At 53.0% G+C, this 24,338-nt stretch carries 23 protein-coding genes and 1 pseudogene; 17 read left to right on the top strand and 7 right to left on the bottom strand.

Features of this window, described 5'->3' with window-relative positions:
• Window positions 1–5 precede the first annotated feature (5 nt).
• Both QJT81_18020 and QJT81_18015 read right to left on the bottom strand, forming a co-directional pair.
• Complete coding sequence (locus QJT81_18020) at window positions 6–821, bottom strand: N-formylglutamate amidohydrolase (GenBank protein ID WGZ93665.1); 816 nt, start codon at window positions 819–821, stop codon at window positions 6–8.
• A gap of 14 nt (window positions 822–835) precedes the next feature.
• A complete protein-coding gene (locus QJT81_18015; GenBank protein WGZ93664.1) occupies window positions 836–2,071 on the bottom strand; it encodes a hypothetical protein in 1,236 nt (411 codons plus the stop codon).
• Window positions 2,072–2,161: 90 nt separating this feature from the next.
• Between QJT81_18015 and QJT81_18010 the strand changes: the two genes are divergently transcribed.
• On the top strand, window positions 2,162–2,581 hold the full coding sequence (locus QJT81_18010; protein ID WGZ93663.1) for a YqaA family protein: 420 nt from the start codon (window positions 2,162–2,164) through the stop codon (window positions 2,579–2,581).
• Between the two features lie 33 nt (window positions 2,582–2,614).
• On the opposite strand, the gene QJT81_18005 is transcribed toward QJT81_18010, so the two are convergent.
• Both QJT81_18005 and QJT81_18000 read right to left on the bottom strand, forming a co-directional pair.
• Complete coding sequence (locus QJT81_18005; protein ID WGZ93662.1) at window positions 2,615–3,214, bottom strand: hypothetical protein; 600 nt, start codon at window positions 3,212–3,214, stop codon at window positions 2,615–2,617.
• A 214-nt stretch (window positions 3,215–3,428) separates the two neighbouring features.
• Window positions 3,429–5,708 (bottom strand): 2OG-Fe(II) oxygenase, encoded by a 2,280-nt coding sequence (locus QJT81_18000; GenBank protein WGZ93661.1) that lies wholly within the window; start codon window positions 5,706–5,708, stop codon window positions 3,429–3,431.
• Between the two features lie 133 nt (window positions 5,709–5,841).
• Here QJT81_18000 and QJT81_17995 point away from each other — a divergent pair, with 133 nt between their 5' ends.
• The 4 genes and pseudogenes from QJT81_17995 to QJT81_17980 all read left to right on the top strand — a co-directional run bounded on the left by QJT81_17995 (window position 5,842) and on the right by QJT81_17980 (window position 7,659).
• Window positions 5,842–6,096, top strand: a complete 255-nt coding sequence (locus QJT81_17995; protein ID WGZ93660.1) for a type II toxin-antitoxin system Phd/YefM family antitoxin — start codon at window positions 5,842–5,844, stop codon at window positions 6,094–6,096.
• Window positions 6,096–6,293: a hypothetical protein gene (locus QJT81_17990; protein WGZ93659.1), complete on the top strand. Its 198-nt coding sequence runs from the start codon at window positions 6,096–6,098 to the stop codon at window positions 6,291–6,293. The genes QJT81_17995 and QJT81_17990 overlap by 1 nt, the downstream gene beginning before the upstream one ends.
• Before the next feature lie 60 nt (window positions 6,294–6,353).
• A pseudogene (locus QJT81_17985) lies at window positions 6,354–7,402 on the top strand (IS630 family transposase).
• 17 nt (window positions 7,403–7,419) lie between these two features.
• Window positions 7,420–7,659 carry a hypothetical protein gene (locus tag QJT81_17980; protein WGZ93658.1) on the top strand — a complete coding sequence of 80 codons (240 nt, stop codon included), beginning with the start codon at window positions 7,420–7,422 and terminating at the stop codon, window positions 7,657–7,659.
• Here QJT81_17980 and QJT81_17975 read toward each other — a convergent pair.
• Window positions 7,647–8,948 (bottom strand): ATP-binding protein, encoded by a 1,302-nt coding sequence (locus QJT81_17975; GenBank protein ID WGZ93657.1) that lies wholly within the window; start codon window positions 8,946–8,948, stop codon window positions 7,647–7,649. The two genes, QJT81_17980 and QJT81_17975, sit on opposite strands and share 13 nt — an antisense overlap.
• Window positions 8,949–9,153: 205 nt before the next feature.
• Here QJT81_17975 and QJT81_17970 point away from each other — a divergent pair, with 205 nt between their 5' ends.
• Window positions 9,154–9,234 (top strand): (2Fe-2S)-binding protein, encoded by an 81-nt coding sequence (locus QJT81_17970; GenBank protein ID WGZ96514.1) that lies wholly within the window; start codon window positions 9,154–9,156, stop codon window positions 9,232–9,234.
• A 70-nt stretch (window positions 9,235–9,304) separates the two neighbouring features.
• A complete protein-coding gene (locus QJT81_17965) occupies window positions 9,305–9,652 on the top strand; it encodes a nitrogen fixation protein (protein ID WGZ93656.1) in 348 nt (115 codons plus the stop codon).
• A 9-nt stretch (window positions 9,653–9,661) separates the two neighbouring features.
• Here QJT81_17965 and ggt read toward each other — a convergent pair whose 3' ends face one another.
• The gene (gene ggt, locus QJT81_17960) at window positions 9,662–11,449 is read right to left on the bottom strand and encodes a gamma-glutamyltransferase (GenBank protein ID WGZ93655.1); all 1,788 of its coding nucleotides are present in this window, start codon (window positions 11,447–11,449) and stop codon (window positions 9,662–9,664) included.
• Between the two features lie 153 nt (window positions 11,450–11,602).
• Between ggt and QJT81_17955 the strand changes: the two genes are divergently transcribed.
• The 10 genes from QJT81_17955 (at window position 11,603) to QJT81_17910 (ending at window position 23,098) form a co-directional block, all read left to right on the top strand.
• Window positions 11,603–12,523: an ATP-binding cassette domain-containing protein gene (locus QJT81_17955; protein WGZ93654.1), complete on the top strand. Its 921-nt coding sequence runs from the start codon at window positions 11,603–11,605 to the stop codon at window positions 12,521–12,523.
• An 11-nt stretch (window positions 12,524–12,534) separates the two neighbouring features.
• Window positions 12,535–15,450: a Gldg family protein gene (locus tag QJT81_17950; protein WGZ93653.1), complete on the top strand. Its 2,916-nt coding sequence runs from the start codon at window positions 12,535–12,537 to the stop codon at window positions 15,448–15,450.
• Between the two features lie 3 nt (window positions 15,451–15,453).
• Entirely contained in the window at window positions 15,454–16,029 is a 576-nt protein-coding gene (locus tag QJT81_17945) for a DUF4340 domain-containing protein (protein WGZ93652.1), read from the top strand.
• A 58-nt stretch (window positions 16,030–16,087) separates the two neighbouring features.
• Window positions 16,088–16,669 carry a hypothetical protein gene (locus tag QJT81_17940; GenBank protein ID WGZ93651.1) on the top strand — a complete coding sequence of 194 codons (582 nt, stop codon included), beginning with the start codon at window positions 16,088–16,090 and terminating at the stop codon, window positions 16,667–16,669.
• Between the two features lie 78 nt (window positions 16,670–16,747).
• Window positions 16,748–17,290 carry a PH domain-containing protein gene (locus QJT81_17935; protein ID WGZ93650.1) on the top strand — a complete coding sequence of 181 codons (543 nt, stop codon included), beginning with the start codon at window positions 16,748–16,750 and terminating at the stop codon, window positions 17,288–17,290.
• Window positions 17,280–18,809: a PH domain-containing protein gene (locus QJT81_17930; GenBank protein ID WGZ93649.1), complete on the top strand. Its 1,530-nt coding sequence runs from the start codon at window positions 17,280–17,282 to the stop codon at window positions 18,807–18,809. Before QJT81_17935 ends, QJT81_17930 begins: the two co-directional genes overlap by 11 nt.
• 28 nt (window positions 18,810–18,837) lie before the next feature.
• Window positions 18,838–19,698 carry a DMT family transporter gene (locus tag QJT81_17925; protein WGZ93648.1) on the top strand — a complete coding sequence of 287 codons (861 nt, stop codon included), beginning with the start codon at window positions 18,838–18,840 and terminating at the stop codon, window positions 19,696–19,698.
• 238 nt (window positions 19,699–19,936) lie between these two features.
• Window positions 19,937–20,548: a 23S rRNA (adenine(2030)-N(6))-methyltransferase RlmJ gene (gene rlmJ / locus QJT81_17920; protein WGZ93647.1), complete on the top strand. Its 612-nt coding sequence runs from the start codon at window positions 19,937–19,939 to the stop codon at window positions 20,546–20,548.
• Window positions 20,549–20,619: 71 nt separating this feature from the next.
• Entirely contained in the window at window positions 20,620–21,675 is a 1,056-nt protein-coding gene (locus QJT81_17915) for a transposase (protein WGZ93646.1), read from the top strand.
• A 160-nt stretch (window positions 21,676–21,835) separates the two neighbouring features.
• The gene (locus tag QJT81_17910) at window positions 21,836–23,098 is read left to right on the top strand and encodes a deoxyguanosinetriphosphate triphosphohydrolase (protein WGZ93645.1); all 1,263 of its coding nucleotides are present in this window, start codon (window positions 21,836–21,838) and stop codon (window positions 23,096–23,098) included.
• Here the strand turns inward: QJT81_17910 and QJT81_17905 are convergent.
• Window positions 23,084–24,331, bottom strand: a complete 1,248-nt coding sequence (locus tag QJT81_17905) for a YihY/virulence factor BrkB family protein (protein WGZ93644.1) — start codon at window positions 24,329–24,331, stop codon at window positions 23,084–23,086. The two genes, QJT81_17910 and QJT81_17905, sit on opposite strands and share 15 nt — an antisense overlap.
• Window positions 24,332–24,338 lie beyond the last annotated feature (7 nt).

The following is a 24,338-nucleotide window of genomic DNA, read 5'->3' as shown; positions in this document are numbered from 1 at the left end:
CAGGCTTAGGCTTGCCCCGCTGCCAATTCCTGCACAATTAAGTCGATAATGTGCCGCACCGGAATAATGTTTTCGGGGTTGTGCAACAATAAATCGCGGTTGATTTCCAGCGTGAACGGGTGTTTGCCCTTGAATTGCTCACAGGTGAAACGCCCCAGCGAGTTGATCCCCGAATACGGGTTATTGCAGCGGATCACGTCACAAAAATTGAAACCGACATCCAGCTCGTGGAAATGGTCTTCAATAATGCTGGACATCAGCTCTAAGGTCTTTTTACTCGCATAGCAATTATGGTGTGGCTTGCCGTGCAGGTCGCCACCGTTGCCAAACATAAACAGCGGGCGCAAATTGCCCCGGTCTTTGGAAACACTCGTGCCAATCCCCGGCATGGTGTGGCAAAACAGCACTTGTTTAATGTGCGGATTCGCCAGCAATGCCAGCATTTGCTGCTGGTGTGGCATCACGTAGCGTTCGATGACCGCTTGCCGCACCGCTTCCGGCATTCCGCGTTCGGATTGGTAAATCTTCACGCCTTGGCTGGTGTGTGTCTTTACTACGCCATCGGCACTGAAATCGTCGTGGCGGCGGTTGGGGTCGGCATGGGCACGCCATAGCCGGAAGCGCAGTACGTGCGGCTTGCTGGGTAAATCAAGGTAAAGTGCGTCGGAAAATTCATCGGCATCTTCGCGGCGGTCGCCGGGCGTGAACTTGGGGTGCAAGTAAGGTCTGACCTCATCCGGGGTCAAGTGACCGCCATGCGGTAATTCCAGTAAAACAGGGCTTTCCCCCTCGATGTATTGGAAGGGTTGGTCAATTTCCATGTGTGTTGCGTCAATTATAAGTGAATCCCCGGCAGCAGCCCGCGCTGTGCCAACGTTTCACGCAGGCTGACATGGGCATCCACGTCATTGTCGGTCACTTGTGCCAAATAAACCCGCGTTTTCTGATCATAACTAGGGTCGTAGTACAAACCAACTGGCATCAGGACTTTTTTCTCGATTTCGGGGCGGAATGCATCCAAAAAGGCCAGCGGATTGCCTTGGTAGCAAAAATAGCCGGTTTCCAGATGGGGGCGTTGGAAGTGAGTGAATAAATGGTCGCGGATGAAATGGAACGGGGTCGAGCCGTTGAGGCGGAAATTGGGGTCGATGAAATACAGCTTGCCGTCGGCGGCTTTGATCACATCCAGCCCGCACACCCCAAACCAGCCTAGGTTTGCGGCATTGCGGGCAATTTCAACCGCAATGGCTTCGAGTTCGAGGGAAGGATGCCAGCAGAGGTCAATGAAATTGCCTTCGTAACGGGCGCTGGCGGAAATGCGCTGCTCCGAGCCGCCGATGAAACGGATGGTTCCGTCACGATCAACGTGCAGATTGAGGTTGTAATTGGCTAAGTAACCGCCGATGAAATGTTCGACCTTAACCCGATGCCCGCCGAAACGTTCTTGCGCGGCCTGCACATCTGCTTCGGTCTGGCAAATCGCCACGCCATCGCCACCGCCGGAGGGGGCTGCCAGCTTAATGACGAAGGGCAATTCCCAGCTTTCCCGCCAGGTTTTGCCTGCAAAGGTGGCGGCATCATAGACTTCATAGGGGATGCAATGCGAGGAAATATCTGCCATGCGCCCTTTGTCGTTGAGTTGCACGATCAGTTCCGGGTTTTCCAGATAGTAATGGTCGCTGGCAATCTGGTCGGCGGGGTAGGGGTGTGGCACGACCAGTTTGGCTTGCGGGTGGTTGCCGAGGTATTCCAGATAGCTGTGCCCGCCTGCGTAACGCACCACTTCGCCCATTTGCTTGCCGAAATGTTCCTGGAAAAAGCCGTGCCACCAGGGGTTTAAATCGCGGCTGAAATCCACTACGCCTTCTTTCACCAAGGTGGTGGCTTCGCCGCCGATGAGCAGGAAACGCGCTGTCTGGCAGGTCAGGTATTGCACCGAACGGCGGTAATAGTAATGGCATTCACCCGGCAAATCATACGCGGCGTAGTAGGGGTAGCGCGGCATGTGGATGCCGTTACTGCCGGTGGCGTAAGCCTCACTGACGGTGCAGCCTGTATGGCGTTCGAGCATGGTGGTTTACTCCGAGGGCAGTGGTAAACCTATTAATCTAGCAGGTGATTGTTGCTGGCGTATGACAATGTTGTGTGGTTTGATGGGAAAATGATGTCATACCTTCTGCTTTTTTTATCCGCACTGTTGGCGGCCACGCTGATTCCCGCGCAATCGGAAGCCTTGCTGGTGAGCTTGATGCTTCAGGGAAAATCGGTGTTGTGGGTGTTACTCGTGGTGGCGACGTTGGGCAATACGCTGGGTTCGGTGATTAACTGGTGGCTGGGGCGTTATCTGGAACACTTTCAGGATAAACGCTGGTTTCCGGTGAAAGCGGCAAGCTTGGCACGGGCGCAACAGTGGTTTCAGCGTTATGGGTGGGGGGTGTTGTTATTGAGTTGGTTGCCGATTGTGGGCGATCCGCTGACGGTGGTGGCGGGGGTGATGCGGATGCGCTTGCTGCCGTTTGTGCTGGTGGTGGCAGTGGCGAAGGGTGGGCGGTATGGGGTGTTGGCGTGGGTGGTGCTTTAGATTCCCGATTTTTAGATGTTTCGTACCCCTTTCCTAAGCGGGTTTTTGCAGAAAGGTTGCAGAGAATGTGCGCCATTTATCCAGTATTTCCGTGCGTTTTGGGAGACCGCGCTCGTGTTTTAACTGATGGTACGTGGCAATGTATTCTTGGCGTAATGTTGTGAACGGTTGGCTGTTGTATTCAGCCTCAATCCATTGGCGTTCTGCGGGGGTGGGTTCATGCAGGTATTCTTGAATTTCGCTTAGGTAACTGTTGTCGGTTCGGTTTGACCAGTGCCATATATCCAGTCGGTCGATGGGTTTATTGAACAGGAATGGCAGCAGGTACAAATTGTTGAGCATGACGATTTGTAGGCGGTAACGTGCTTGTGCCGTGTTGCCAGCCCGAAATTCAGCCAGTGCCCAATACAAATCGAAGACGGGTTCGCCGATGTCATCATCGAACTCTTCTTCAAACCATGTGTAAAAGGCTAATGCTTTGTCATTATCGCCTGCCAAAATGTAATAGACGGGGGCGAGGTAGCGTTTGCCTGAGCCGTCGTTGATGCATCCGTATTGTTGTTTTTCTTTGAGGAGTTCGCGTTTTGCTCTATTGGCGCGTTCTCGGTAGCGTTTGATTTGTTCTGGGGTCATGGGGATTCCTTAAGATCATTCTAGGTGTCAGGCTGCCATCTTCATGGGAATGACAGGATACAGTCCTTTCTCTTTCGCTTCGAGTATGACGATATTGAACAATATTGCCATCTTTATCGTAGCTGATGTTGATGTTCCAACCTTGTGATACCTCCCTGACAATCGGATTGTTGCTGAATCGTTGCACTAGGATGTCGTCATCTTTTGGGCAGAATCAACCGCGAAAACGTAAGCCCAGCAAGCATTCCCGATTCCCCTCATCCCGCTGGCGCTGTGCTACTTTGCGCTCATAACTGGCTTGGGTTTTAACAAAGTGCAGGGTGTAAGGTCGCCTCGACTTGAGTGTCGTCATCTCAACATCCAGCCGCTTCTGCTTGGCAATGTATGCCAAGGTATTACGGCGGCTTTCGGCAGCGGCAAAAGCCCAACTGGATTGGTTCGGGTCGAGCATAAAACGTTTGAGGGCTTCGCAATCCGCATTATCCCTGCCCGGACACTCAAAATCGGCTGCGCGTGTCCAGTCAGCCGGAGCTGCCAGCGGTTCGCTAATGCAAGATTCCAGATACGCCAGACACTGCTGTTGCAGCAAACCCACTACCAAGGGCGGGCAATCGTCCGCATTCGCCGCCATGATCACCGCCGGAATCAGGCTGTCATCCATCGGGAAACGTTGCCGCTGTGCCAACAAATGCACCACCGCCTGTTTGCCCAAACCGGCATCGACATTGCCGATAGCGATCAACACATCCACCACGTGTTCGACCGTCAGCCGTTCAACCGCCCGATAGGGGCTGGTGCTAGGTTCAGTATTCGCCAGACTGTCCAGCAAGGCTTGCGCGGCGGGCAGGAACGCTGCACTTTCCGCCTGCGCATAACGCGGCAATGCCAGCCGCAACAATTGCCCACACGCCGCCAGACGGTCAGCCGCCCGTTTCTCAAGCAGAGCTGCCAGCAGGTGTTGCGCCTGCGCATCGGGTAATAACGCCAAGGCTGTCAGTAGCAGGTGGTTGTCTTCCCGCTGGTAGGATTTCCCGCCAATCGGAATGCGAGTCAGCGCGGTTTCGATCAAGTGAGTATCCGCCAGCACCAGCAGGTACTGGAGCAAGCGGCTCAGGTACGGCGCATCGGCACGGCTGGGATGCCAACCGCTATCCGTGCTTTCCCAGTTGCTGATGACCCCTTGCACAAAATGCAGTGCTTCCTGCCGTTGCGCTAACGTCATCAAGTAGTCAAGGTAGTTGAGCATCGAACCCACCCCGCCCACGCTCAATGCCTCGACGCGGTAAGCGCGAGGCCACATGACCAGCGCGGCACGGCGGTAGGTGCGTTCAAACGATGCGCCTTCATTGCCGGTAGCTTCGTGGAAGTGCAGGGCATCGGCAGCGAGGCTTTGCAAACGGTGGGGCAAGCACAATTCTTCATCGTCAAACGGCAATCTGTCCAGCGCATACAACTCCCCTTGCGGGGTATGCCAATCCGCAATGTACTGATCCTGTTCGGTTACTTCGCCGATTTCAAAGTCATCGTCATCTTCGTCGTCGTCTTCCCAGTAGCGTTTTTTGCGCCCATACGAACCGCCGTATTCCGCCCAGCCGGATTCTTCCACCGACACCAGTGCCAGATACAAATCGCAATCGGCTTGTTCAGCGGCCGGAATCATCACGCTGGCAATCGCCGCATCGCCGTTTTTAAGCGCCGCAAAACTCAAGCCTTCAGGCGTGTAAGCGTGTTCCAGCAAGTACACCAACTTGAGCGGAATGTCTTCGCCGGTATGTTCCATTGTCGTCCATTGGCGCAAACAGGCGGCGGCTTTGGCTTGTTCCTGTTGGTAATCCGGCGGGTGCGGCAATTCCCCTGCTCCACTGCGGCACAGGTTATACACCAGCACCATGCGGCAACCGCTGGTAACAGGCAGGACTTCATGCACGCAATCGGCATAAAAAGCGGCAAACGCAATTTCAGCCGGATCATCCGCCTGCACCTTGAGGGTGACGCTTTGCCCCGCGTGTTCAATGCGCAATTCGCCGCCGGTATAGCTGGCAGGCAGGGCAAGAATCAGCGTGGCGAACATGCCCGCCGCTTTTTCCGTATCGCGGTGATTGACGAAAAAGCTGCCTTCGTCATACACCAGCATTTTGTACAATTCGGCATGAACCTCACCTGTTACCCCCAAGCCCTCGACGGCTTGCGCGACAATGCCATCCAGCATGGGTTGCCAGTGTTTACCACTGATGCGGATTTTTTCAGGGGCAATCTGCCAGGTTTTACGCACACTGGTATCGACCAAGGTTTCCTCTCCCTTGCCGTAAGGGGCTTGCTCGGCAGCTTGCACCAACGCGCTGATTTGCTGGGGTAACAGTGGCAAGGCAATATTCCCGACACCCTCGACTTCAAGGCGTGGCAAGGCAAAATCAGCGTTGCCGCTGGCGTAAAAGTTGCCGGGGCGTTGCACGCGACTGAGGATGGAAACCAGTTGGGTGTTGAGGTCGGTCATGGGGCAGTAACACTCGCGGATGTTTTAGATGGTGAAGAGTTTAGATAGCGTCGCAGTAATTTACCATACTTCTATTTTCGGCCAAGATTTTGTAGTATTGTTTCTACAATGACTTAATGCAAGAGGTGTTGTCATGATCACGACCCTTTCCAGCCGCGGATTCAATCAGGATGCCAGCCGCGCCAAGAAGGCGGCACTCAACGGCCCAGTATTCATCACCGACCGGGGCAAACCCGCCCACGTGTTACTCAGTATTGGAGAATACCTGCGCATCACTGGTCAGCAGGTGAGTATCGTTGACTTATTGGCAATGCCAGCAGCGGCTGACATCGAATTCGAGCCACCGCGATTGAGCGGCAAACTGTACCAGCCTGCGGAGTTACTCTGATGTACGTCTTGGATACCAACGTGGTTTCCGAACTACGCAAAGCCAAAACCGGCAAAGCAGACCCGCACGTCGTCGCTTGGGCGCAAAGCGTGCCTGCCACCAGCCTATTTGTATCGGCAATCAGCATTTTGGAGCTGGAAACCGGCATCTTATTGCTGGAACGGCGTGATACTATACCAGTCCGTGCCATAAAATAGTTTTTTTGATCAAGGAAATATGGTTAGATGACTGGTAACAAAAGCAGCCATGAGTAATGTATGACATTAAAAATCACTTTCACTGAGGATGAGATAGCGGAGCTGTTCTACTGGAAGGAGCGCCATCCTCATCCCAGAGTCCGTAAGAAAATGTCCGTGCTGTACCTGAAATCCCAACAGTTGACGCATAAGGAAATCAAACGATTGGAAAGGATTACAGAAGCCACGCTGCTTGCCTACCTAAACGCCTACCTACAACCTAACGGTTTAGAAGCTCTTAAAGAAATACGATTCAATAAACCACAGAGTGATTTGATGGCATATAAAGACAAGATTGAAGCCTATTTTCGTGAATATCCCCCCGCAACCAGCAAGGCGGCAGCCGCTAAGATTGAGGAGCTGACAGGCATCAAACGCAGTGAGGACAGGGTACGTGTCTTTATGAAGAAAATAGGGATGGACATCCATAAAGTGGGGATGATACCCGCCAAAGCTGATGTGGAAGCACAAGAAAAGTTCCTGGAAAATGAACTAAAACCGCGCATTCAGGAGGCTAAGGAGGGCAAACGCGCCCTTTTTTTGTCGATGCCGCCCACTTCGTGTTAGCACCGTTTCTGGGGTTTTTGTGGTCATTTTCCCGCGTATTCATCAAAGCCCCCTGTGGTCGACAACGCTACAACGTATTGGGCGCACTCAATGCGATAACGCTACAACTCATCACGATCACTAACGACTCCTATATCAACGCTAACAGCGTGTGTGAATTATTGGAAAAAATTGCAGCGTTAGCACTCAAAATACCGATCACTTTGGTCTTGGATAATGCCAAGTATCAACGCTGTGAAGCCGTGTTTGCCTGTGCGAAAAGGCTCAATATTGAACTATTATTTTTACCGACCTATTCACCCAACCTCAATCTGATTGAACGGTTGTGGAAGTTCGTCAAGAAAAAATGCTTGTACTCGAAATACTATGATAAGTTTCCCGCTTTCAAGGCGGCCATCACCAACTGTCTCGACAAGCTGGATACCGATCACAAGAAAGAACTGACCCAGTTGATGACAACAAATTTTCAAACCTTTAAAAATGTTCAGGTCTTGACGCTGTAAGGTATACCCAAGGTGCAATGTTGCGCCAGTGGTTGGAAACCCAAGTGTTACCCAGTTTTGCTGAACGTGTGTTGGCAGTGGATACCGCCGTTGCGCGGCAATGTGCCAGCCTGCATGTGTCAGACCCGCGCTCAGATCGGGATGCACTGATTGCGGCAACCGCGATGGTTCACGGGATGACAGTTGTGACCCGCAATGTAGATGATTTCAAACCGACAGGCGTTAATATCCTGAATCCGTGGGTTTATGGCTCTTGACTGAAATATTTCCACGCGGGCGAGACGCTGATGGTAATTTCACTTTCCTGCCATTCTGCTTCCTCATCCATAGTGAGAATAATGCCGGTTTGGGTGTCACAAAACCGACAGGCTGCCACTAATCCCGCCACTTCACGTGCACGAGTAGCCGGATCACCCATCTCGTAACAAACTTGTATCGGTAGCCAAGCCCCGTTGGGCTGTTGCACCACAAAATCACATTCCTGTGTGCCTTTGACAAACAACAATTCCAAGCCCTGTTTGCTTAATTCCATCGCCACCAGATTTTCCAGTAGCTTGCCTTTGTCTTGCCCCGCCCGCCAGCTCAATGCGCTGATCAGACCGTTATCCACGATGTAGGCTTTCTTGTCGCCCAATTCGCGCCGCACCAGTGACGGGTCGTATTTGTAAGCCACCATCAGCAGGTAAATGGCGTTGGCTTGTTCCAGATAGTTGTGCAAGGTGTCTTTGCCAATGCGAAATCCGGCAGATTTCAGTTCGTTATGGATTTTGGCAACCGATAGCGGGCTGGTGACACCTTCAATGCAACGGCGCAGGAAAAACCGCAGTGCTTGCACATTGCGTTCCTGATAACGCTCGATCAGGTCACGGTAAATCATCACATCGAAATATTCGGTCAGTAGCTTGCGGCGCACACTTTCATCATCCAGCAAAGCGACTTCCGGGAAGCCTCCCTGTGTCAGGAATTGCCCAAAGGCACGGTTGATCAAGGCGCGGGAGTGAGAGGCGTGCCAGTCCGTTGCAATGCCCTGGAACCCCAAGTATTCCGCAAATGACAGTGGGAACACTTCGTAGCGCAAGGTACGCCCGCGCAAGGCGGTGGCGATTTCACTACCCAGCAACTTGCTATTAGAGCCGGTAATGAACAGGTGACGCGAAATGCTGTCATCCAGTCGCCGGATGAAAAGCTCCCATTTCGGCAGGTTCTGGATTTCGTCAAAAAAGAAATAGCACTGTGACAAATCCTGTTCCGGGTACAACTCGCGGTAAGTCTGCACAATCAGGTCAAGCTCATCAGCATCCAGATCAAGGCGTTCGTCCTCAAAGTTCAGGTAGACGATTTGTTCGCGGGGCACGGTTTTGCGTAAGGTGTTGATGGCTTGCAGCAGGATGGAGGATTTCCCGCTCCGCCGTACCCCTATGAGGGTAATCACCTTGTTCAGGTGCAGCGGAATTTCCAGCTTGCGCGGCTTCAGTGCGGGAATTTCCCGTAGCTGGAAGTCGCGGATTAGGGTTTTGAGCAGTTCTTTCTTTGTCATGACGTTCATTTTAGCTTAAATCATATTTTTTGTAAGGATGATTTCTTAATTATCGTCAGTTTTAAGGTGAACCGCTTTTGTGTTTGAATTCCCCATTCCAGTGCAAACCTCCCCTCCCACTCCCAACCTCCCCTTATCAGGGGAGGAGAAAGAGAAGAAGCGTGTCTTGTCCCCTTCCCTGATAAGGGGAGGGCAGGGAAGGGGTTTGAGCAGCGTGGAGGCGATTGGACGTTGCCTGAATGCGGGGACGAATTGCGGTTCGTGCTTGCCAGAATTGCAGGCGTTGTTGGGCTAAGATTAGACGCTGGTTGGTAACGTGCTGTACCATTCGCACACGACCAACCCCATGATGAAGAACTACCCTTATGAAAATTGGTGTTACCAGCCAAAATTTGCGTACCGTTACCGGACACGCCAGCAAAGCCCGCAGCTTTCTAATGTACGAATGGACTGCCGAGCAAGCGCTGCAACCCGTCGAGTCATTGGAGTTGCCGATGGAAATGTCGATCCACGCATGGGACAAGCGCGGCGATCACCCGCTGTTAGCCTTGGATTATTTGATCACCGGCCCCTGTGGGAAAAGTTTCATCAATCAGATGAAGCAATTCGGGGTGCGGGTGAGAACCACGGATGAAACTGATCCGCTGGTGGCGGTGCAGGCGTTAGTGACGGCGGTTGTGCCCTGGGCGGGTAAATCGGTACGCAGTGCCTAACAATACTGCTTAGTCCCCCAACACCGTGCCATCCCGACGCGGATCAGCTCCGCCGAGCAAACCCTGCGGCGTAATCACTACCCCGCTCAAGCCGGACGTCATCGTACTGGTGGTGACTTCATAACCCAAGGCTTCCAGTGCGGGCTGCATGGCAGTGGCAGATGTGTCTTCCTCCAGCTCGTAACGTCCAAACAGGTTGATACGGTGCGGCATACTGAAAGCCTGCTGGATGTCGTAACCCCAATCGAGTTGCGCAATCAGCGCATTCGCCACATAACTGATAATGCGCGACCCGCCCGGTGAACCCATTCCCATATACGGCTTGCCATCTTTTAGCACAATCGTCGGTGACATTGACGAACGCGGGCGCTTGCCAGCTTCCACCCGATTCGCAACCGGCACGCCATCTTCAGCGGCTTTGAAAGAAAAGTCGGTCAATTCGTTATTCAGCAGAAAACCGTTGGTCATTAGCCGCGAGCCAAAGCCGTTTTCAATGGTGCTGGTCAGCGACACTACATTGCCCTTGGCATCCACAATCACGAAATGGCTGGTGGAAGGCAATTCCAGCGCGGCATCATCCGCCCATTGCTGGGATACCTTGGGCAGGGGATCGCCGGGAGCAACCGTATCCAACGCCTTTTCGCCGTGCAACGCCTGCGCCCGTGCCTTCAGGTAAGCGGGGGCGAGCAAGGCTTGCACTGGCACATCCACGAAGTCATTGTCTGCCAGATACCGCCCGCGATCCGCGAATGCTAAACGGGTGGCATCACCGATCAAACGCCAGCTTTGCGGGTTGTCTGCACCCAGTTTTTTCAGGTCGAAATGGCTGAGCATTCCCAATATTTGCCCAATGGCGACCGTGCCGGAGGTTGGCGGCCCCATGCCACACACTTCATGCTGGCGATAATCCACGCACAACACCTCACGCGCTTTCACCTGATAATCGGCTAAATCTTGCAGTGCCAGCTTGCCGGGGTTGGTGGCGGCTTTACTCACGGTATCGACAATGGCTTGGGCAATCGCGCCTTGGTAAAAGCCTTTCGCGCCTTGTTTGGCGATGACATTCAGCGTCTTGGCGTATTCTGGGTTTTTGCGCACAAATCCGGCGGGCAAGGGCTTGCCGGATGGGGTGAAAAAATACTGTTGGGTGGCGGGGAAGGTGCGCAAACTGTCGGCACTATCCGCGATTTGTTCCGCCATGTGTGCTGTCACCACGAAGCCATCCGTTGCTAACTGCCGCGCGGCTGTGAACAGGTCTTGCCAAGGCAGTTTGCCGTAATGGGCGTGTGCGTGTGCCAGCAACGCTACCGTGCCGGGTGTGCCGACGGAACGCCCACCGACGACGGCATCCATAAATGGCAAGGGTTCGCCAAGCTCATCCAGAAACAGGTCGGGGGTCACGGCTTGCGGGGCGGTTTCGCGCCCATCCAGTGCCACCAATTGCTGTTTGTCGGCATCCCATAGCACCATGAGTGCGCCACCGCCTAAACCGGAGGCTTGTGGTTCGACCAAACCCAGCACCAATTGCACCGCGATTGCCGCATCCACCGCCGAACCGCCTGCTTTCAAGGTGGCGTAACCGGCTTGGGTTGCGTCGGGGTGCGCGGTTGACACCATGAACTGCTTGGCGCTCACCAGCGTTTGCGGCTTGAGCGTGTGGGTGGTTTGCGGGGCAACGGTATCCGAGGCTTGCCGCGCTGCCAGTGAGGTGGGGAGGCAGAGGGCGGCGATGCATAGCCAAGCAGCAAGCGCTGACCATGAGGGGATGACGGGACGAATAGGTTTAGATTGCTGCATGGGTTTTGAGGTGTGGTTTGCAAGGCAGTAAATACAATGGCAAGAACTTTAACACATTATGCCCAACCTTACTTTTTTGTAACTTTACCTCGTTCATGCTTTGCCTAAAATTGCTGCCGCAATCCTAAAAACATTACTTGTACAGGGTAAACAATGATTCAGGTCAATCACTTAAGTCGCCATTACGGTGACTTCAAAGCTGTTGATGATGTCTCATTCGGCATTCAACAGGGCGAAGTCATCGGCCTTCTCGGTCACAACGGGGCAGGCAAAACCACCATTATGAAAATGCTCACGGGTTTCCTTGAGCCTACCGCTGGCAGTATCGCAGTCGATGGTTTAAGCATCGGCAAAGATACCCAAGCGATCCAGCAACGCATCGGTTATTTGCCGGAAAACTGCCCGGTCTGGCCGGAAATGACGGTGCTGGATTACCTGCGTTACCAAGCGGATTTGCACGGGATTCCAACCAATGCGCAACGCCAAGCCGTCATCAGTGCAATCCGCCGGACTGCTTTGCAAGCAAAAGCCAGTGCAATGATTGCCACTTTGTCACGCGGTTATCGCCAGCGGGTCGGGGTGGCACAGGCAATTTTGCACAATCCTGCCATCATTATTCTGGATGAGCCAACCAATGGCTTAGACCCAACACAAATCCATCAAATGCGCGAACTGATCCGCGAGTTGGCAAGCCATGCCACGGTGATTCTCTCCACCCACATCTTGCAGGAAGTGCAGGCGGTGTGCGAACGGGTGCTGATCATGCGTTCCGGCAAACTGGTGGTGGATGCACGGCTGGATGAATTGCAACAAACCCGCCACCTGCTACTGACGCTCAATTCTGCCCAAGCAGCCACTTACCTTGGCAAGCTGGAAGGGGTCAGTCATGTGGAAACGATCCCAGCAGGGCAAGGGCAATACCAATACCAATACACGCTGCAAGCCAGCCCGGAACTTGCCCCGCAAGTCGCTGCCGCTGTCCATGCGGCGGGGGATCAGTTACACAGCCTGCATACACAAACCCGCACACTGGAAACCGTGTTTGCCGAAGCCAATAACCGGGAGGCAGCGTAATGGACAAGTTCATGGCTATCTTCCGTAAGGAATTCAACACTTTCTTCGCCTCGCCTGCCGCTTGGCTGTTTTTGGGCACGTTCCTTGCCGTCAATCTGTTTATCTTTTTCTGGGCGGAAGCGTTTTTTGCCCGCAACCTTGCCGACCTCAAACCCTTGTTTACCTGGATGCCGGTGTTGCTGATCTTCTTGGTAGCAGCCCTGACCATGCGCAGTTGGTCGGAAGAACGTCGCGCCGGAACCTTGGAGTCGTTGCTGACCAGCCCAGTTAGCCCGCTGCAATTGGTGTTGGGTAAGTTTTCGGCAAGTCTGGCATTGGTGGCGTTGGCGTTATTGCTGACCGTGCCGTTGCCGATAACGGTGTCCTTGTTGGGAGATGTGGACTGGGGGCCAGTGATCGGCGGCTACCTTGCCAGCCTGTTTCTGGCGGCTGCGTACATTGCCATTGGTTTGTTCCTGAGCGCACGTACCGATAACCCGATTGTGGCGTTGATTCTCACCGTGGTGGTTGGGGGTATCTTCTACCTGTTGGGGGCAAGCGTGCTGACTTCCCTGTTTGGGCAGGGCATCAGCGGTGTGTTGAGCCTGTTGGGTACGGGATCACGTTTTGATGCGATTACCCGTGGGGTGCTGGACATCCGTGATTTGTATTACTACGTGTCACTGGTGGGGGTGTTCCTCGCCTTGAATGTGCTGACGTTGGAACGCTTGCGTTGGGCAGGCAACCCGCGTAATGCCAAGCACGTGCAGTGGTATGCCATTGTCGGGTTGGCGATTGCCAATGTGTTGGTGGCGAATGTCTGGTTACAGAGTGTCGGTTCTGCGCGGTTGGATTTGACCGCAGGCAAGCTGTATTCCTTGTCATCCGCGACCCGCCAGTACATGGGTTCACTGCAAGAACCGTTACTGATCCGGGGGTATTTCTCGGATAAAACTCACCCCTTGCTCGAACCGCTCGTGCCGCAAATCAAGGATTTGCTCAAGGAATACCAAGTCGCCGGTGGCAGCAAGGTACAGGTGGAATTCGTCAATCCGCATCAGGATCAGGCACTGGAAGCCGAAGCTGCGGAAAAGTACGGTATCCGCCCCGTGCCATTCCGTATGGCAAGCCGTTATCAGGCGGGCGTGGTCAACTCCTACTTCAATCTGGTGGTGGCTTACGGCGACCAGTACCAAACGCTGGGCTACGAAGACCTGATTGAGGTGAAGGCAGAAAGTGAAGAAAGCCTTGATGTACGCCTGAAAAACCCCGAATACGCCATTACCCGTACTGTCCGCAAACTGGCGAATGCGTATCAGGCGGGTGGCAATGCTTTTGCAGCACTGGACAAACCAGTGACGTTCCACGGCTACGTTTCTGCCAGCGACAAACTGCCCAAAGCCCTTGCCGATTTGCGCAAGGAACTGGAAGCCACGCTGGATGAACTCAAGCAAACCGCAGGCGGCAAACTCAATGTCAGCTTTGCCGACCCCGATGCTGACGGCGGTGCACTGGGGAAAAAGCTGCAACAGGACTTCGGTTACAGCCCGCAGATTGCCAGCCTGTTTGACCCCAAACCGTTCTGGTTCTATATGCAACTGGACAGCAATGGTACCGCAGTGAATATTCCGCTGCCCGCTGAGCTGGATAAAAACAGCCTCAAACAAGCAATTACCGCAGGTTTGCAACGCCTTGCCCCCGGTTTCCTCAAAACCGTGGCACTGGTGACACCACCCGATACGGGCGGCGGCGGGATGTTTATGCCAGCGGCGGGTAAGCGTTATGAGGAATTACGCACCGCTCTGGGGGAAAATGTGCGGCTGGTGGATACCGACCTGAAAAACGGTGCAGTTCCGGCTGAAGCCGATGTGGTGATGCTGCTCGCCCCGGAAAACCTTGACGACAAGCAACGCTTTGCCATTGATCAGTTCCTGATGAAAGGCGGCACGGTCGTGCTGGCAACCGGCGCGTTCGACGTGGACATCGGGCAATCCCTCACCGCACGTGAACATACTTCCGGTCTGGAAGACTGGCTCAAACACCACGGTTTCACCCTTGCCAAAAGCATGGTGCTAGACCCGCAAAATGCTGCCTTGCCAGTTCCCGTACCGCGCCAGATTGGCCCGATTACAGTGGAAGAAATCCGCATGATGCCTTACCCGCATTTCCCGGATGTGCGCAAAGCCGGGTTGAATGCTGACTCCCCAGTCACAGCAGCATTGGGGCAACTAACCCTGAACTGGGCATCACCGCTGGAAGTCAACAAGGATGCCAATGCGCAACGCAAGGTCACGGAATTGCTGCATTCTTCCGCGCAAAGCTGGACATCGGCGGAAACCAATGTCATCCCGGACTATGGGCTTTACCCGCAAACCGGTTTCAAGCCGGAACAGGAACGGGCGGCACAACTGTTGGCTGTGGCGGTGGAGGGCAGATTTGATTCCTTCTTCAAAGGCAAGCAGTCGCCCTTGTTGGCAAAACCGGAAGATAAACCTGCTGATGCTGCGGGGGACGCGGCTAACCCCACCCCACCCGCTGAGCAACCGCAAGCCAACGCGGAAGACAAGCCCGCCGACAAAACCGTGGTCAGCGGTGTGATTGAGCGTTCACCGGAATCTGCCCGTTTGATTGTCCTCAGCAGCAATGCCTTTGCCAGTGATGCGGTATTGCGGCTGGCATCCCAAGGGCGTGGCACGTTGTATTCCGCACCCTTGGAGTTTGTGCAAAACGTGCTGGACTGGACGCTGGAGGATGAAGGTTTGCTCAACATCCGCAGCCGTGCGCATTTCGCCCGTACCTTGGAACCCTTGGAGCACAGCCAACAAGTGTTCTGGGAATACCTCAACTACGCACTGGCGGCACTGGGGCTATTCCTGATTGGATTGTGGCGTTGGTGGTTACGTCGCCGCGCCCAACAACGTGACCAACAATGGCTGGCGGAGGTATAACAGATGGTACGGAGTAAATGGGTAATGATCCTTGCAGGCGTATTGCTGTTGCAAGTGTTGTTGGTGGCAGTATCCGGTTGGCAAACCAATGCCTTGGCGGCACGTCCTGCCAACGAAGCCTTACTGAGCTTTGAAACGGCGCAAATCGACCATATTGTGGTGAAAGATGCCGAGGGCAATAGCGCGGAATTGCGCAAGACCGCCGATCAGTGGCAATTACCGGGACTGGAAAATGCGCAAGCGGATGCCGCTAAAATCACCGCTGTGCTGGATAAGTTGCACGGTTTAAAGCGCGGTTTGCTAGTCGCCACCAGCGGGGCGGATTTCAAACGCTTCAAGGTGGAAGACAGCGGTTTTGAACGTCAGGTGCAACTGCTGCAAGGTGATACGGTGAAAGCCACGCTGTTGCTGGGCAATGGCGCGGGGGCTGGTCGCAGTTATACCCGCTTGCCTGATGACAAAGTGGTCTACAGTACCAGTATCGGCACGTATGAATTGCCGGGCAAGGCAGAAAGCTGGAAAAAGCCTGAGCCACCGCCACCACCGGCTACCCCACCCGCAGGTGCTGCCCCGCAATAATATTGTTCAACTGCCCCTGCCGCCATTGGCAGGGGCGCACATCAAGGAGCAGACGATAATGAAACCGTTAGCTTTGTGTTTGAGTGTCTTGGTTGGGTTTTTCCAGCCAGTCTGGGCAGAGACTGACCCTTTCCAGAACTGGCAAACGCCACCGCAATCCCCGCCACTGAACTCACCCCCGCCGCTGATCCAGCAACAATCGCAGTCAGTACAGGTGCAATCCCTCGCGGATGGGCGTTGGCGGGCGCAATTGCGTTACCAAGATCAAGCCAACGACACCCGCGATTACACCTTTGAAGGGACACCAGACGAAATCCGTAGCCAATTGCAGCAATCCGGCCTGCCGCAGGACAAACAGCAAGCGGTGTTGCAAGCGATGACCATGCAGCCGGAAGCAATGTTTGCGGATATGTTTGGACAGGGTTTCCCGTTTAGTGGCTCACTGTTTGGCGGCAAAGGCCCGTTTGACCACCCGTTTTTTAAACAGAATCCGTTCGATGACCCGTTTTTTAAGCAAGACCCGTTTGCCAATGGGTTGTTGCAACGGTTTTTTGCTGAGCCACCGCGTGGGGCAGTGCCAGCGCCGGTGCAACCGCAGCCACCGAAACCCACACAACCCGAAAACCGAGTGTGGTTGTAACCACGCCTTAACTTTCGGTTGACAATGCCCTTAAAACATCTGAATGTGCTTCATCCGTGCCATTTGGGATGAAGCACTATGCAAAACCTACCGTTCAGTAACGCCAATGTGCCGTTGGCAGACTTACCCGATGTTGAACAGTTTGACTGGCAGGCACTCTCGCCGCGCTATATGCCGATTAATGCCATGCTAAATCTATTGGTGACGCTGGTATTGCTCATTATCTGGTTCGCCAGTGAATACACCTTCTTGTCTGCCATTACCGCTGACTATCAGCCTTTGGCGGGTTGGGTGATGTTGGGGTTGATCGCCTTGAGTGTGCTTTACAATGTGTATGGCATTTTTGCCGATCAGCGCGTGGCGTATGCGTTACGTGAGCATGATGTGGGGTTTCGTTGGGGCTTGTTGTTTCGGCATACGGTGATTCAGCCGCTGACCCGTATTCAACACATTGAGCTGAAACGCGGCCCCATTGAACGCAGTGCGGGTCTGGCAACCTTGCAGGTGTTCAGTGCCGGTAGCGGTACGTATACGTTTGCAATCCCCGGTTTGCCGGTCGAGCAGGCGCAAGGTTTGCGGCAATTTATTTTACGGCATCAGGATTTACAACATGGCGGATAATGCGCTGCAAAAATTGGAAAATTGGCAGCATTTATCGCCGATTGCGTTGCTGTATTTCAGCTTGCAAAGTTTGCAGGCGGTGTTTGGCAGTGTGTTTTACCTCATTCCATTCATCATTTTTACGTATCGGGGCTTGCAGGATTCGCCACTGCTGACATTGGGCGCGATTGTGCTTGGCTTGGGGTTGTTCGCGGGTATTGCCTTGCTGCGCTATTATTTTTACCAGTTTCGCGTAACCGGTGACACGGTGGATATTCAGGCGGGGATTATTCAAAAAACCCAACTCAACCTGCCGTTCGAGCGTATTCAAAATGTGAAACTGGAGCAGCCTTTGTATTACCGCTTCACGGATCATGTGATGGTGCAGTTGGATACCGCTGGTTCGAGTCGCGACGAGGCGCAGCTTGTTGCTTTGTCGCGTTCACAAGCGGAAGCTTTGCAACACGCCATTTATGCCGCGCATTCAACCACAACAATTACCCAAGATACCATTGCCAGCGATATTGACGATGTGACAGGTACGACCCCCAACGAACGGCTACTGAATCGGCGCAGTGTGGGCGATTTGCTGATTTATGGCATTAGCAATAATCGGGTATGGGTATTTTTGGCAGCAACGACACCGTTTTGGGACAACGCGCTGGAGCGGATGGTTGAACGGCTGGAAACGTTTGGCATTGATGTGGTGCATTATTTTGACCCGGCGCAGCAGTCGCTGGGGTGGTTGATTGTGCTGATGCTGGGCATTGCCTTGCTGGTAGTGATGTTCATGGCGTTGTTATCGGTGGCAGGCGCGATGTTGAGCTTTTTTGATTACAGCTTGGTGCAGCGTGGCGAGCGTTATATCCAACGTTGCGGTTTGTTTACCCGCCACGAAGTGAGTATGAAACTGTCGCGCCTGCAATGGGTGCAGTTGCAACAAAGTTGGCTGGATCGTGTGTTTGGGCGCTGTAATGTGCGTTTCGAGCAAATTCAAGCACCGCAAGCAGGTTTGGCGGATGCGGGGCGGATAATGGTTCCCGCCGTTACGCCGCAGGATGCGCAGGCGTTGCTGGCGGAGGCGTTGCCAGCGCAGCGTTTAGCCGAGGTGGTATTTCAGCCGATTAACTGGCGGTTTTTAATCCGACCGGTGTTGTTTTGTTTGGTGATGGTTGGGCTGTCACAATGGCTGTTGCGCCCTGACTCGCCGTTATTGGCAAATGTGGCTTTGCTGGTCGGATTGTGGGCAGGCGGGTTGATTGTGTTGCGTTGGCGACGCTGGGGTTATGCGCTGGATAGTCAGTTTCTGTATATCCGCAAAGGGCTGATTGGGGTGAATTATTATTGCCTGCCGGTTTTTAAGGTGCAGCAGGTGAGTTATGTGCAAAGCTGGTGGTTGGAACGCCACAACCTGTGTCATGTGCGACTGGTGTTTGCGTCGGGCGCTCAAGGTGTGCCGTTCATTCCGTGGGTTGCGGGTAAGCGCATTGTGAATGACAGCTTGTATCAGGCTGAAAGTAGCGGGCGGAGTTGGATGTAGTGACTAACTTACCCGCGTGCTTGCTGCCATGAAAAACCGCCCAGCCTTGCTTGCCATCGTCCTCACGATTATTGCCTCCGTTATTCTGGCGGGGATGGATTCGTTGGGGAAATACCTGATGCGTGAGTTTTCGACCTTTCAGGTGACGTGGGCGCGGTTTCTGTTCCACAGCATTATTGTGTCGCTGCTGTTTTATGGGCAGGGTTTGCGCCATTTTGCCGTGACCCGTGCGCCAAAAACGCAGTTGTTGCGCGGCTTGTGCATGGTCGGCATCAATACCTTGCTGTACATGGCAATCAAAACGGTGAGTCTGGCGGAAGCGACGGCGTTGATGTATTTGTCGCCGGTACTTGTTACCTTGTTCGCGGGCGTATTCTTGGGGGAACGTATCCTGCCGCGTCATTTGTTGGCGGTTTCTGCCGGGTTTGTCGGAGTGCTGGTGATTATTCGTCCCGGTTTTCAAACCTTTGAACCGGCGTTATTGCTGGCGTTTTTTGCCTCGCTGCTGCTGGCACTGTATTTTCTGCTGACCCGTAAAGTGGCGGGGGTGGATGATCCGCGCACCTCGCTGTTTTATACCTCGATTGTGGGGGCAGTGGTGCTGAGTTTCCTCGTGCCGCTGTGGTGGAAAACGCCCGATGCGCTGCAATGGCTGTTGCTGATCAGCATGGGCGCGTTCGGTGCGATTGGGCATTTCCTGCTGATTAAAGCGTATACGCTGATCACCGCGTCGGATCTGTCGCCTTGGCTGAATGCGCAGGTGGTGGCAGCGACGTTATATAGCGTGTTCCTGTTTCAGGATGTGCTGGGGTGGAATTTCTTTGTGGGAAGCGGACTGATCGTGGGCGCGGGGCTGCTGTTGTGGTTGCATAATCGGCGGGTATCCTGAGAGCAAAAAACACCCTTGTTTTTTATCCAAATGCAGCCCAAAACTACCTTGTATTTTATACTTTGCCGCCGGGTGGCTGTAGCGTATGCTGAAACAGCAATTCACATAAGGTCTGTGTGAATTTGGCAATAATTTTGTCAGTACACCTCGTTATTGACGATAAAAACAGCAAATGTGCTATGATGCAAATAATTATTGTCAACTAAGATTATCGTCATTATCAGATAAGGACTAACAAATGGCAGATCATTACTTTGGCGGTGCATGGACTGAAATCAAGTTGGAGATACTAAAAAAGTACCTCGATTTTTATACTCAAGCATTGAAAAATAAACCTTATGAACTTCTCTATATCGATGCATTTGCAGGATCAGGAAACCGTTCGGAAAAAATACCTGATGCTCCGTTACTGGGAGAAAATGAACAGAAACTAACATACGATGGTTCTGCCAGAATAGCATTGGATATTGAACGGAAGTTTGACCGCTATCTATTCATTGAAGCTAGCAAAGAACGCTGCAATGCATTGGAAGCATTAAAACAAGAGTATCCGTCTCAACATATAAGAATTGAAAATTCAGATGCCAATCAAGTACTTCAGAATATATGCAGTAACAAGAAAACATGGCAATCACAAAAATATCGGGGTGTTCTCTTTCTTGATCCGTATGGTAACAGTGTGGAATGGAAAACCCTGGAAGCTATAGCCTCTACCCGCTCTTTGGATGTCTGGTTTTTGTTTCCCATCAGCGGAATGAACCGACAACTCAACCATGAGTTTGAGAAAATTGAAGATTATAAAGAGCCACTTGCAAAATTACATTTTCAGCGTGAACCTTCCTTCATCTGAAAGAAAAAAGAAGTGTGGGCTGCCGTTTTCGGCGATAATAGAAGCGTCAAAACAACCATTAAGCCCACGCTATGAATTCTACCGAACGCGCCCTGATTGCACAACGCTGGAGTTTGCTGCAAATTGAAATACTACCTTGCTTCAATGATGCCTTTGGCACATTGACCCCCAAGCTTGAAAAACTCATTCACGTACTGGAGCTGACGCGCATTGAAGATTTTGTGCGCTCTTTTCGTGATGGGTCTGGACGGCCAGCGACGGAGCGATCTTGGTTTGCCAATGCTTTTGTCGCCAAAAGCGTGCTCAATATTGTCAATACGCGAGCACTCATTGACCGGCTGCAAAACGATCGCTCCCTGCGACGCATCTGCGGGTTTCCCCTGACCAAGAAACTGCCTTCCGAATCCACCTTTTCACGTGCCTTCGCTGAATTTGCTGAACAGCGTTTAGCGGAACGTGTGCATGAAACGTTGGTGAAAACGTATTTGGGCGATGCGCTGATCGGCCACCTGTGTCGGGATTCAACAGCCATTGAGGCACGTGAACGGCCTGTTGCCGAGGAAAAGCCAAAGAAAAAACAAGGGCAAACACGGATTCAGCGCCAACGGGAACAGTCACTTCAGCAAGCACTCGATGAGATACCGGTTCAGTGTAACCGGGGGACGAAGAAGAATGCCCAAGGCTACAAGCACAGTTGGAACGGCTACAAACTGCATATCGATACCGCCGATTGTGGTGTCCCGATAGCAGCCATTCTGTCTTCCGCCTCGTTTCACGACAGCGGGGCAGCCATCCCACTCTCTCAAATCAGTGCCCAACGTGTCACCAGTCTCTACGACCTGATGGATGCAGCCTATTGCAGTGCTGATTTGCACGAATACAGCCGTCATCTGGGGCATGTCCCTCTGATTGATCACAATCCTCGCGGCGGACAGAAAGAAGCGTTTGAACCTGCTGATGCCGAGCGTTACAAAATTCGCAGCACCGTAGAACGAACCAATGCCCGCCTGAAGGATGAATTTGGTGGTCGGAATGTGTGGGTGCAAGGTGCGCAAAAAGTTTACAGCCACTTGATGTTTGGGATTTTGGTGTTGAGTGCTGATCAACTGATGCGTGTCTTGTTATAAAGCGACTGGGTTTGAAAAAACACGGGAAGACTGACTGAAAAACAGGAGCAGTCGCATCGGTATGGGTGAAATTTAGCAAAAGTTACGGTAAAACTGAAAAAGCTCAGGTTTCGTTGGTCAAATTGAGTAAAAAATCGGCTGAATATGCGGCGTTCGGTCAATGCTGAAAATTGAGCAACTCAGTTTGTCGGATTTTGCAAGTCGCTCCCAAGCAAGCGCAAGCCGCTATACGGTCATGTTACTGCACACTAACCACTCGTCGGAGCCTGAGATGCCAACCATTGCCACTTACGCTGCTCAACCGGAATACACCCAAGGGCGGCGTTATCCCGAAGCGCCGCCGCAATACCGTACCGAATTCCAGCGCGACCGCGACCGCATTATTCACTCCAAAGCGTTCCGACGGCTGGAATACAAAACCCAAGTATTCGTCAATCACGAAGGCGATTTATACCGCACCCGCCTGACCCATTCGCTGGAAGTGGCGCAAATTGCGCGTTCAGTTGCCCGCAGCATGGGCTTGAATGAAGACCTCACCGAAGCGATTGCGCTCTCCCACGATTTGGGCCACACCCCATTCGGGCACGCCGGACAAGATGAACTCAACGCCTGCATGAAAGATTTCGACGGATTTGAACACAACCTGCAATCGCTGCGGGTGGTGGATGTGCTGGAAGACAGTTACGCCGACTTTCCCGGCATCAACCTTACCTTTGAAACTCGCGAAGGCATCCTCAAACACTGCGCCCTCAAACACGCCCAAACGTTGGGCGATGTCGGGCAACGCTTTCTCAATAAAACCCAGCCCACGCTGGAAGCCCAACTCACCAATCTGGCAGATGAAATCGCTTACAACAACCACGATATTGAAGACGGCTTACGCTCCGGCTTAATCAGCTTGGAACAATTGCAGCAAGTGCCAGTATTTGCGCAAGAATATCAAGCTGTGTTGCAACAATATCCCACACTGCAAGGCCGACGCCTGATCCGCGAAACCTTGCGGCGCATGATTGGGCGCATGGTGGTGGATTTAATCGAAAGCAGCCAAGCCGCCATCCAAGCCTCCGGGGTGCAAACCTTGGCAGAAGTCCGCGCCCAACCGCTTGCATTAATGCGCTATGGCGAGGCAATGCGGCAGCAAAAAAATGGGCTGAAAAAATTCCTGCGCGACAACTTGTACTTTCACCCCACGGTCTATCGCATGACTTGGCGGGCACGTAAAGTGGTACGCGCATTGTTTGAAGCATACCTGCAAGACACCCGCTTGCTGACTCCCAAATACCAAGCGTTTGCGAAACGTTACGAAACCGACATGGGGGACGCGGGACGTGCACGCGCCATTGCTGATTTTATTGCGGGGATGACCGACCGCTATGCCATGCGCGAATACGGGCAATTATTTGACTTGTCAGGGTTGCGTTGAGACTCGTGCTGCTAACAATTGTTGCAGTGTCAGATGCGGATGACTGTCCAGTGCGATTAATTGCGCCTCACTAAATCCAATCTGCTGCTGGATTTGGGTGGCTTGCCGTTGTTGCTGCCTGCTCCCTTGCCAAAAACAGCGGCGAATATCCGCCACCGTGAGCATTTCCGGGCTGATGCGTAACAAATAATGCGTAGGGTCATCGTCGTCGCGACTGAGAATGCCGTAACTGACCAAATCGTCCAAGGCCTCTTCCAATAGCAAACGGGATACCGGAATCGCATGGCTCAATTCCTCTAACGAAGGCGGTGCTTGCTTGCTGATGAAGCGTTGCCCGACTTCGCGCAATACCGCTGCGGCCAATAATTCGCGGGTTTGCACACTGGTTTCAGTGGGTTGCTGGGGCAAATACACCGCATCCGGGTGCTGAAAATAATACGCCAGCCGCGCCCCGGTCAGCACAATAATCCAGCCCACGTACAGCCATAACATGAATAAAAACAAACTGGCAAAAATCGAATAAATCGCGGTTTGCTGCCCCGAACTCACCACAAATGCCGCAAACAACCACCCCGCCACTTGCCACACAATGCCCGCCATCAGGGCGCCGCCGAATGCCGCCAAGGGCTTGACGCGCGTATTTGGCATAAACAGGTAAATAAAGGTAAATGCCAATACAATCAAAAAAGTGGGACTCAATTGCACCAATACCGCCAAGCCCGTTTCCAGCACTGCCGACGAATGCAACCAAGCAGAATTCGCCAACGCCGTCCACACCCCTAACGCAGAAAAGATCAACACCGGCCCCACCAACACCACACTCAGGTAATCCCGAAATTGCAGCAATATCGAGCGTTGACGTTTCACACGCCACACATGATTAAACGCCTCTTCCACCTTTTGCATCAGTGACACCACGGTGTAGAACAAAATAGCCAAGCCCGCGACACCCAACACTCCCACCTGCACATTATCGACGAAGCCCAACACCTGACGGGTCAACTCCTCTGCTTTATCCCCCATTGGCTCTAACAGCGCTAACAATAACGGCTCCATCTGGTTATGCACCCCGAAACCTTTGAGCACCGAAAAACTCAGTGCCAGCAACGGCACTAACGACAGCAAGGTGGTATAGACCAAGCCCATCGCCCGCAACGTAATGCTTCCCTGATGCATATCATGAAACAGCGCAATGGCGAGTGCGCGGGTAAAAATCAGCAATTTCTTGATCATTCCGGTG

Source organism: Candidatus Thiothrix putei (genome assembly GCA_029972225.1).
GTDB classification, from domain to species: Bacteria; Pseudomonadota; Gammaproteobacteria; order Thiotrichales; family Thiotrichaceae; genus Thiothrix; species Thiothrix putei.
This window is presented reverse-complemented; position numbering and strand designations above follow the sequence as displayed.

Bases quoted from the DNA above. Each gene is read 5' to 3' on its own strand.
- QJT81_18020 (WGZ93665.1), bottom strand. From the start codon at position 821: ATGGAAATTGACCAACCCTTCCAATACATCGAGGGGGAAAGCCCTGTT.
- QJT81_18015 (WGZ93664.1), bottom strand. From the start codon at position 2,071: ATGCTCGAACGCCATACAGGCTGCACCGTCAGTGAGGCTTACGCCACC.
- QJT81_18010 (WGZ93663.1), top strand. From the start codon at position 2,162: ATGATGTCATACCTTCTGCTTTTTTTATCCGCACTGTTGGCGGCCACG.
- QJT81_18005 (WGZ93662.1), bottom strand. From the start codon at position 3,214: ATGACCCCAGAACAAATCAAACGCTACCGAGAACGCGCCAATAGAGCA.
- QJT81_18000 (WGZ93661.1), bottom strand. From the start codon at position 5,708: ATGACCGACCTCAACACCCAACTGGTTTCCATCCTCAGTCGCGTGCAA.
- QJT81_17995 (WGZ93660.1), top strand. From the start codon at position 5,842: ATGATCACGACCCTTTCCAGCCGCGGATTCAATCAGGATGCCAGCCGC.
- QJT81_17990 (WGZ93659.1), top strand. From the start codon at position 6,096: ATGTACGTCTTGGATACCAACGTGGTTTCCGAACTACGCAAAGCCAAA.
- QJT81_17980 (WGZ93658.1), top strand. From the start codon at position 7,420: ATGTTGCGCCAGTGGTTGGAAACCCAAGTGTTACCCAGTTTTGCTGAA.
- QJT81_17975 (WGZ93657.1), bottom strand. From the start codon at position 8,948: ATGAACGTCATGACAAAGAAAGAACTGCTCAAAACCCTAATCCGCGAC.
- QJT81_17965 (WGZ93656.1), top strand. From the start codon at position 9,305: ATGAAAATTGGTGTTACCAGCCAAAATTTGCGTACCGTTACCGGACAC.
- ggt (WGZ93655.1), bottom strand. From the start codon at position 11,449: ATGCAGCAATCTAAACCTATTCGTCCCGTCATCCCCTCATGGTCAGCG.
- QJT81_17955 (WGZ93654.1), top strand. From the start codon at position 11,603: ATGATTCAGGTCAATCACTTAAGTCGCCATTACGGTGACTTCAAAGCT.
- QJT81_17950 (WGZ93653.1), top strand. From the start codon at position 12,535: ATGGCTATCTTCCGTAAGGAATTCAACACTTTCTTCGCCTCGCCTGCC.
- QJT81_17945 (WGZ93652.1), top strand. From the start codon at position 15,454: ATGGTACGGAGTAAATGGGTAATGATCCTTGCAGGCGTATTGCTGTTG.
- QJT81_17940 (WGZ93651.1), top strand. From the start codon at position 16,088: ATGAAACCGTTAGCTTTGTGTTTGAGTGTCTTGGTTGGGTTTTTCCAG.
- QJT81_17935 (WGZ93650.1), top strand. From the start codon at position 16,748: ATGCAAAACCTACCGTTCAGTAACGCCAATGTGCCGTTGGCAGACTTA.
- QJT81_17930 (WGZ93649.1), top strand. From the start codon at position 17,280: ATGGCGGATAATGCGCTGCAAAAATTGGAAAATTGGCAGCATTTATCG.
- QJT81_17925 (WGZ93648.1), top strand. From the start codon at position 18,838: ATGAAAAACCGCCCAGCCTTGCTTGCCATCGTCCTCACGATTATTGCC.
- rlmJ (WGZ93647.1), top strand. From the start codon at position 19,937: ATGGCAGATCATTACTTTGGCGGTGCATGGACTGAAATCAAGTTGGAG.
- QJT81_17915 (WGZ93646.1), top strand. From the start codon at position 20,620: ATGAATTCTACCGAACGCGCCCTGATTGCACAACGCTGGAGTTTGCTG.
- QJT81_17910 (WGZ93645.1), top strand. From the start codon at position 21,836: ATGCTGAAAATTGAGCAACTCAGTTTGTCGGATTTTGCAAGTCGCTCC.
- QJT81_17905 (WGZ93644.1), bottom strand. From the start codon at position 24,331: ATGATCAAGAAATTGCTGATTTTTACCCGCGCACTCGCCATTGCGCTG.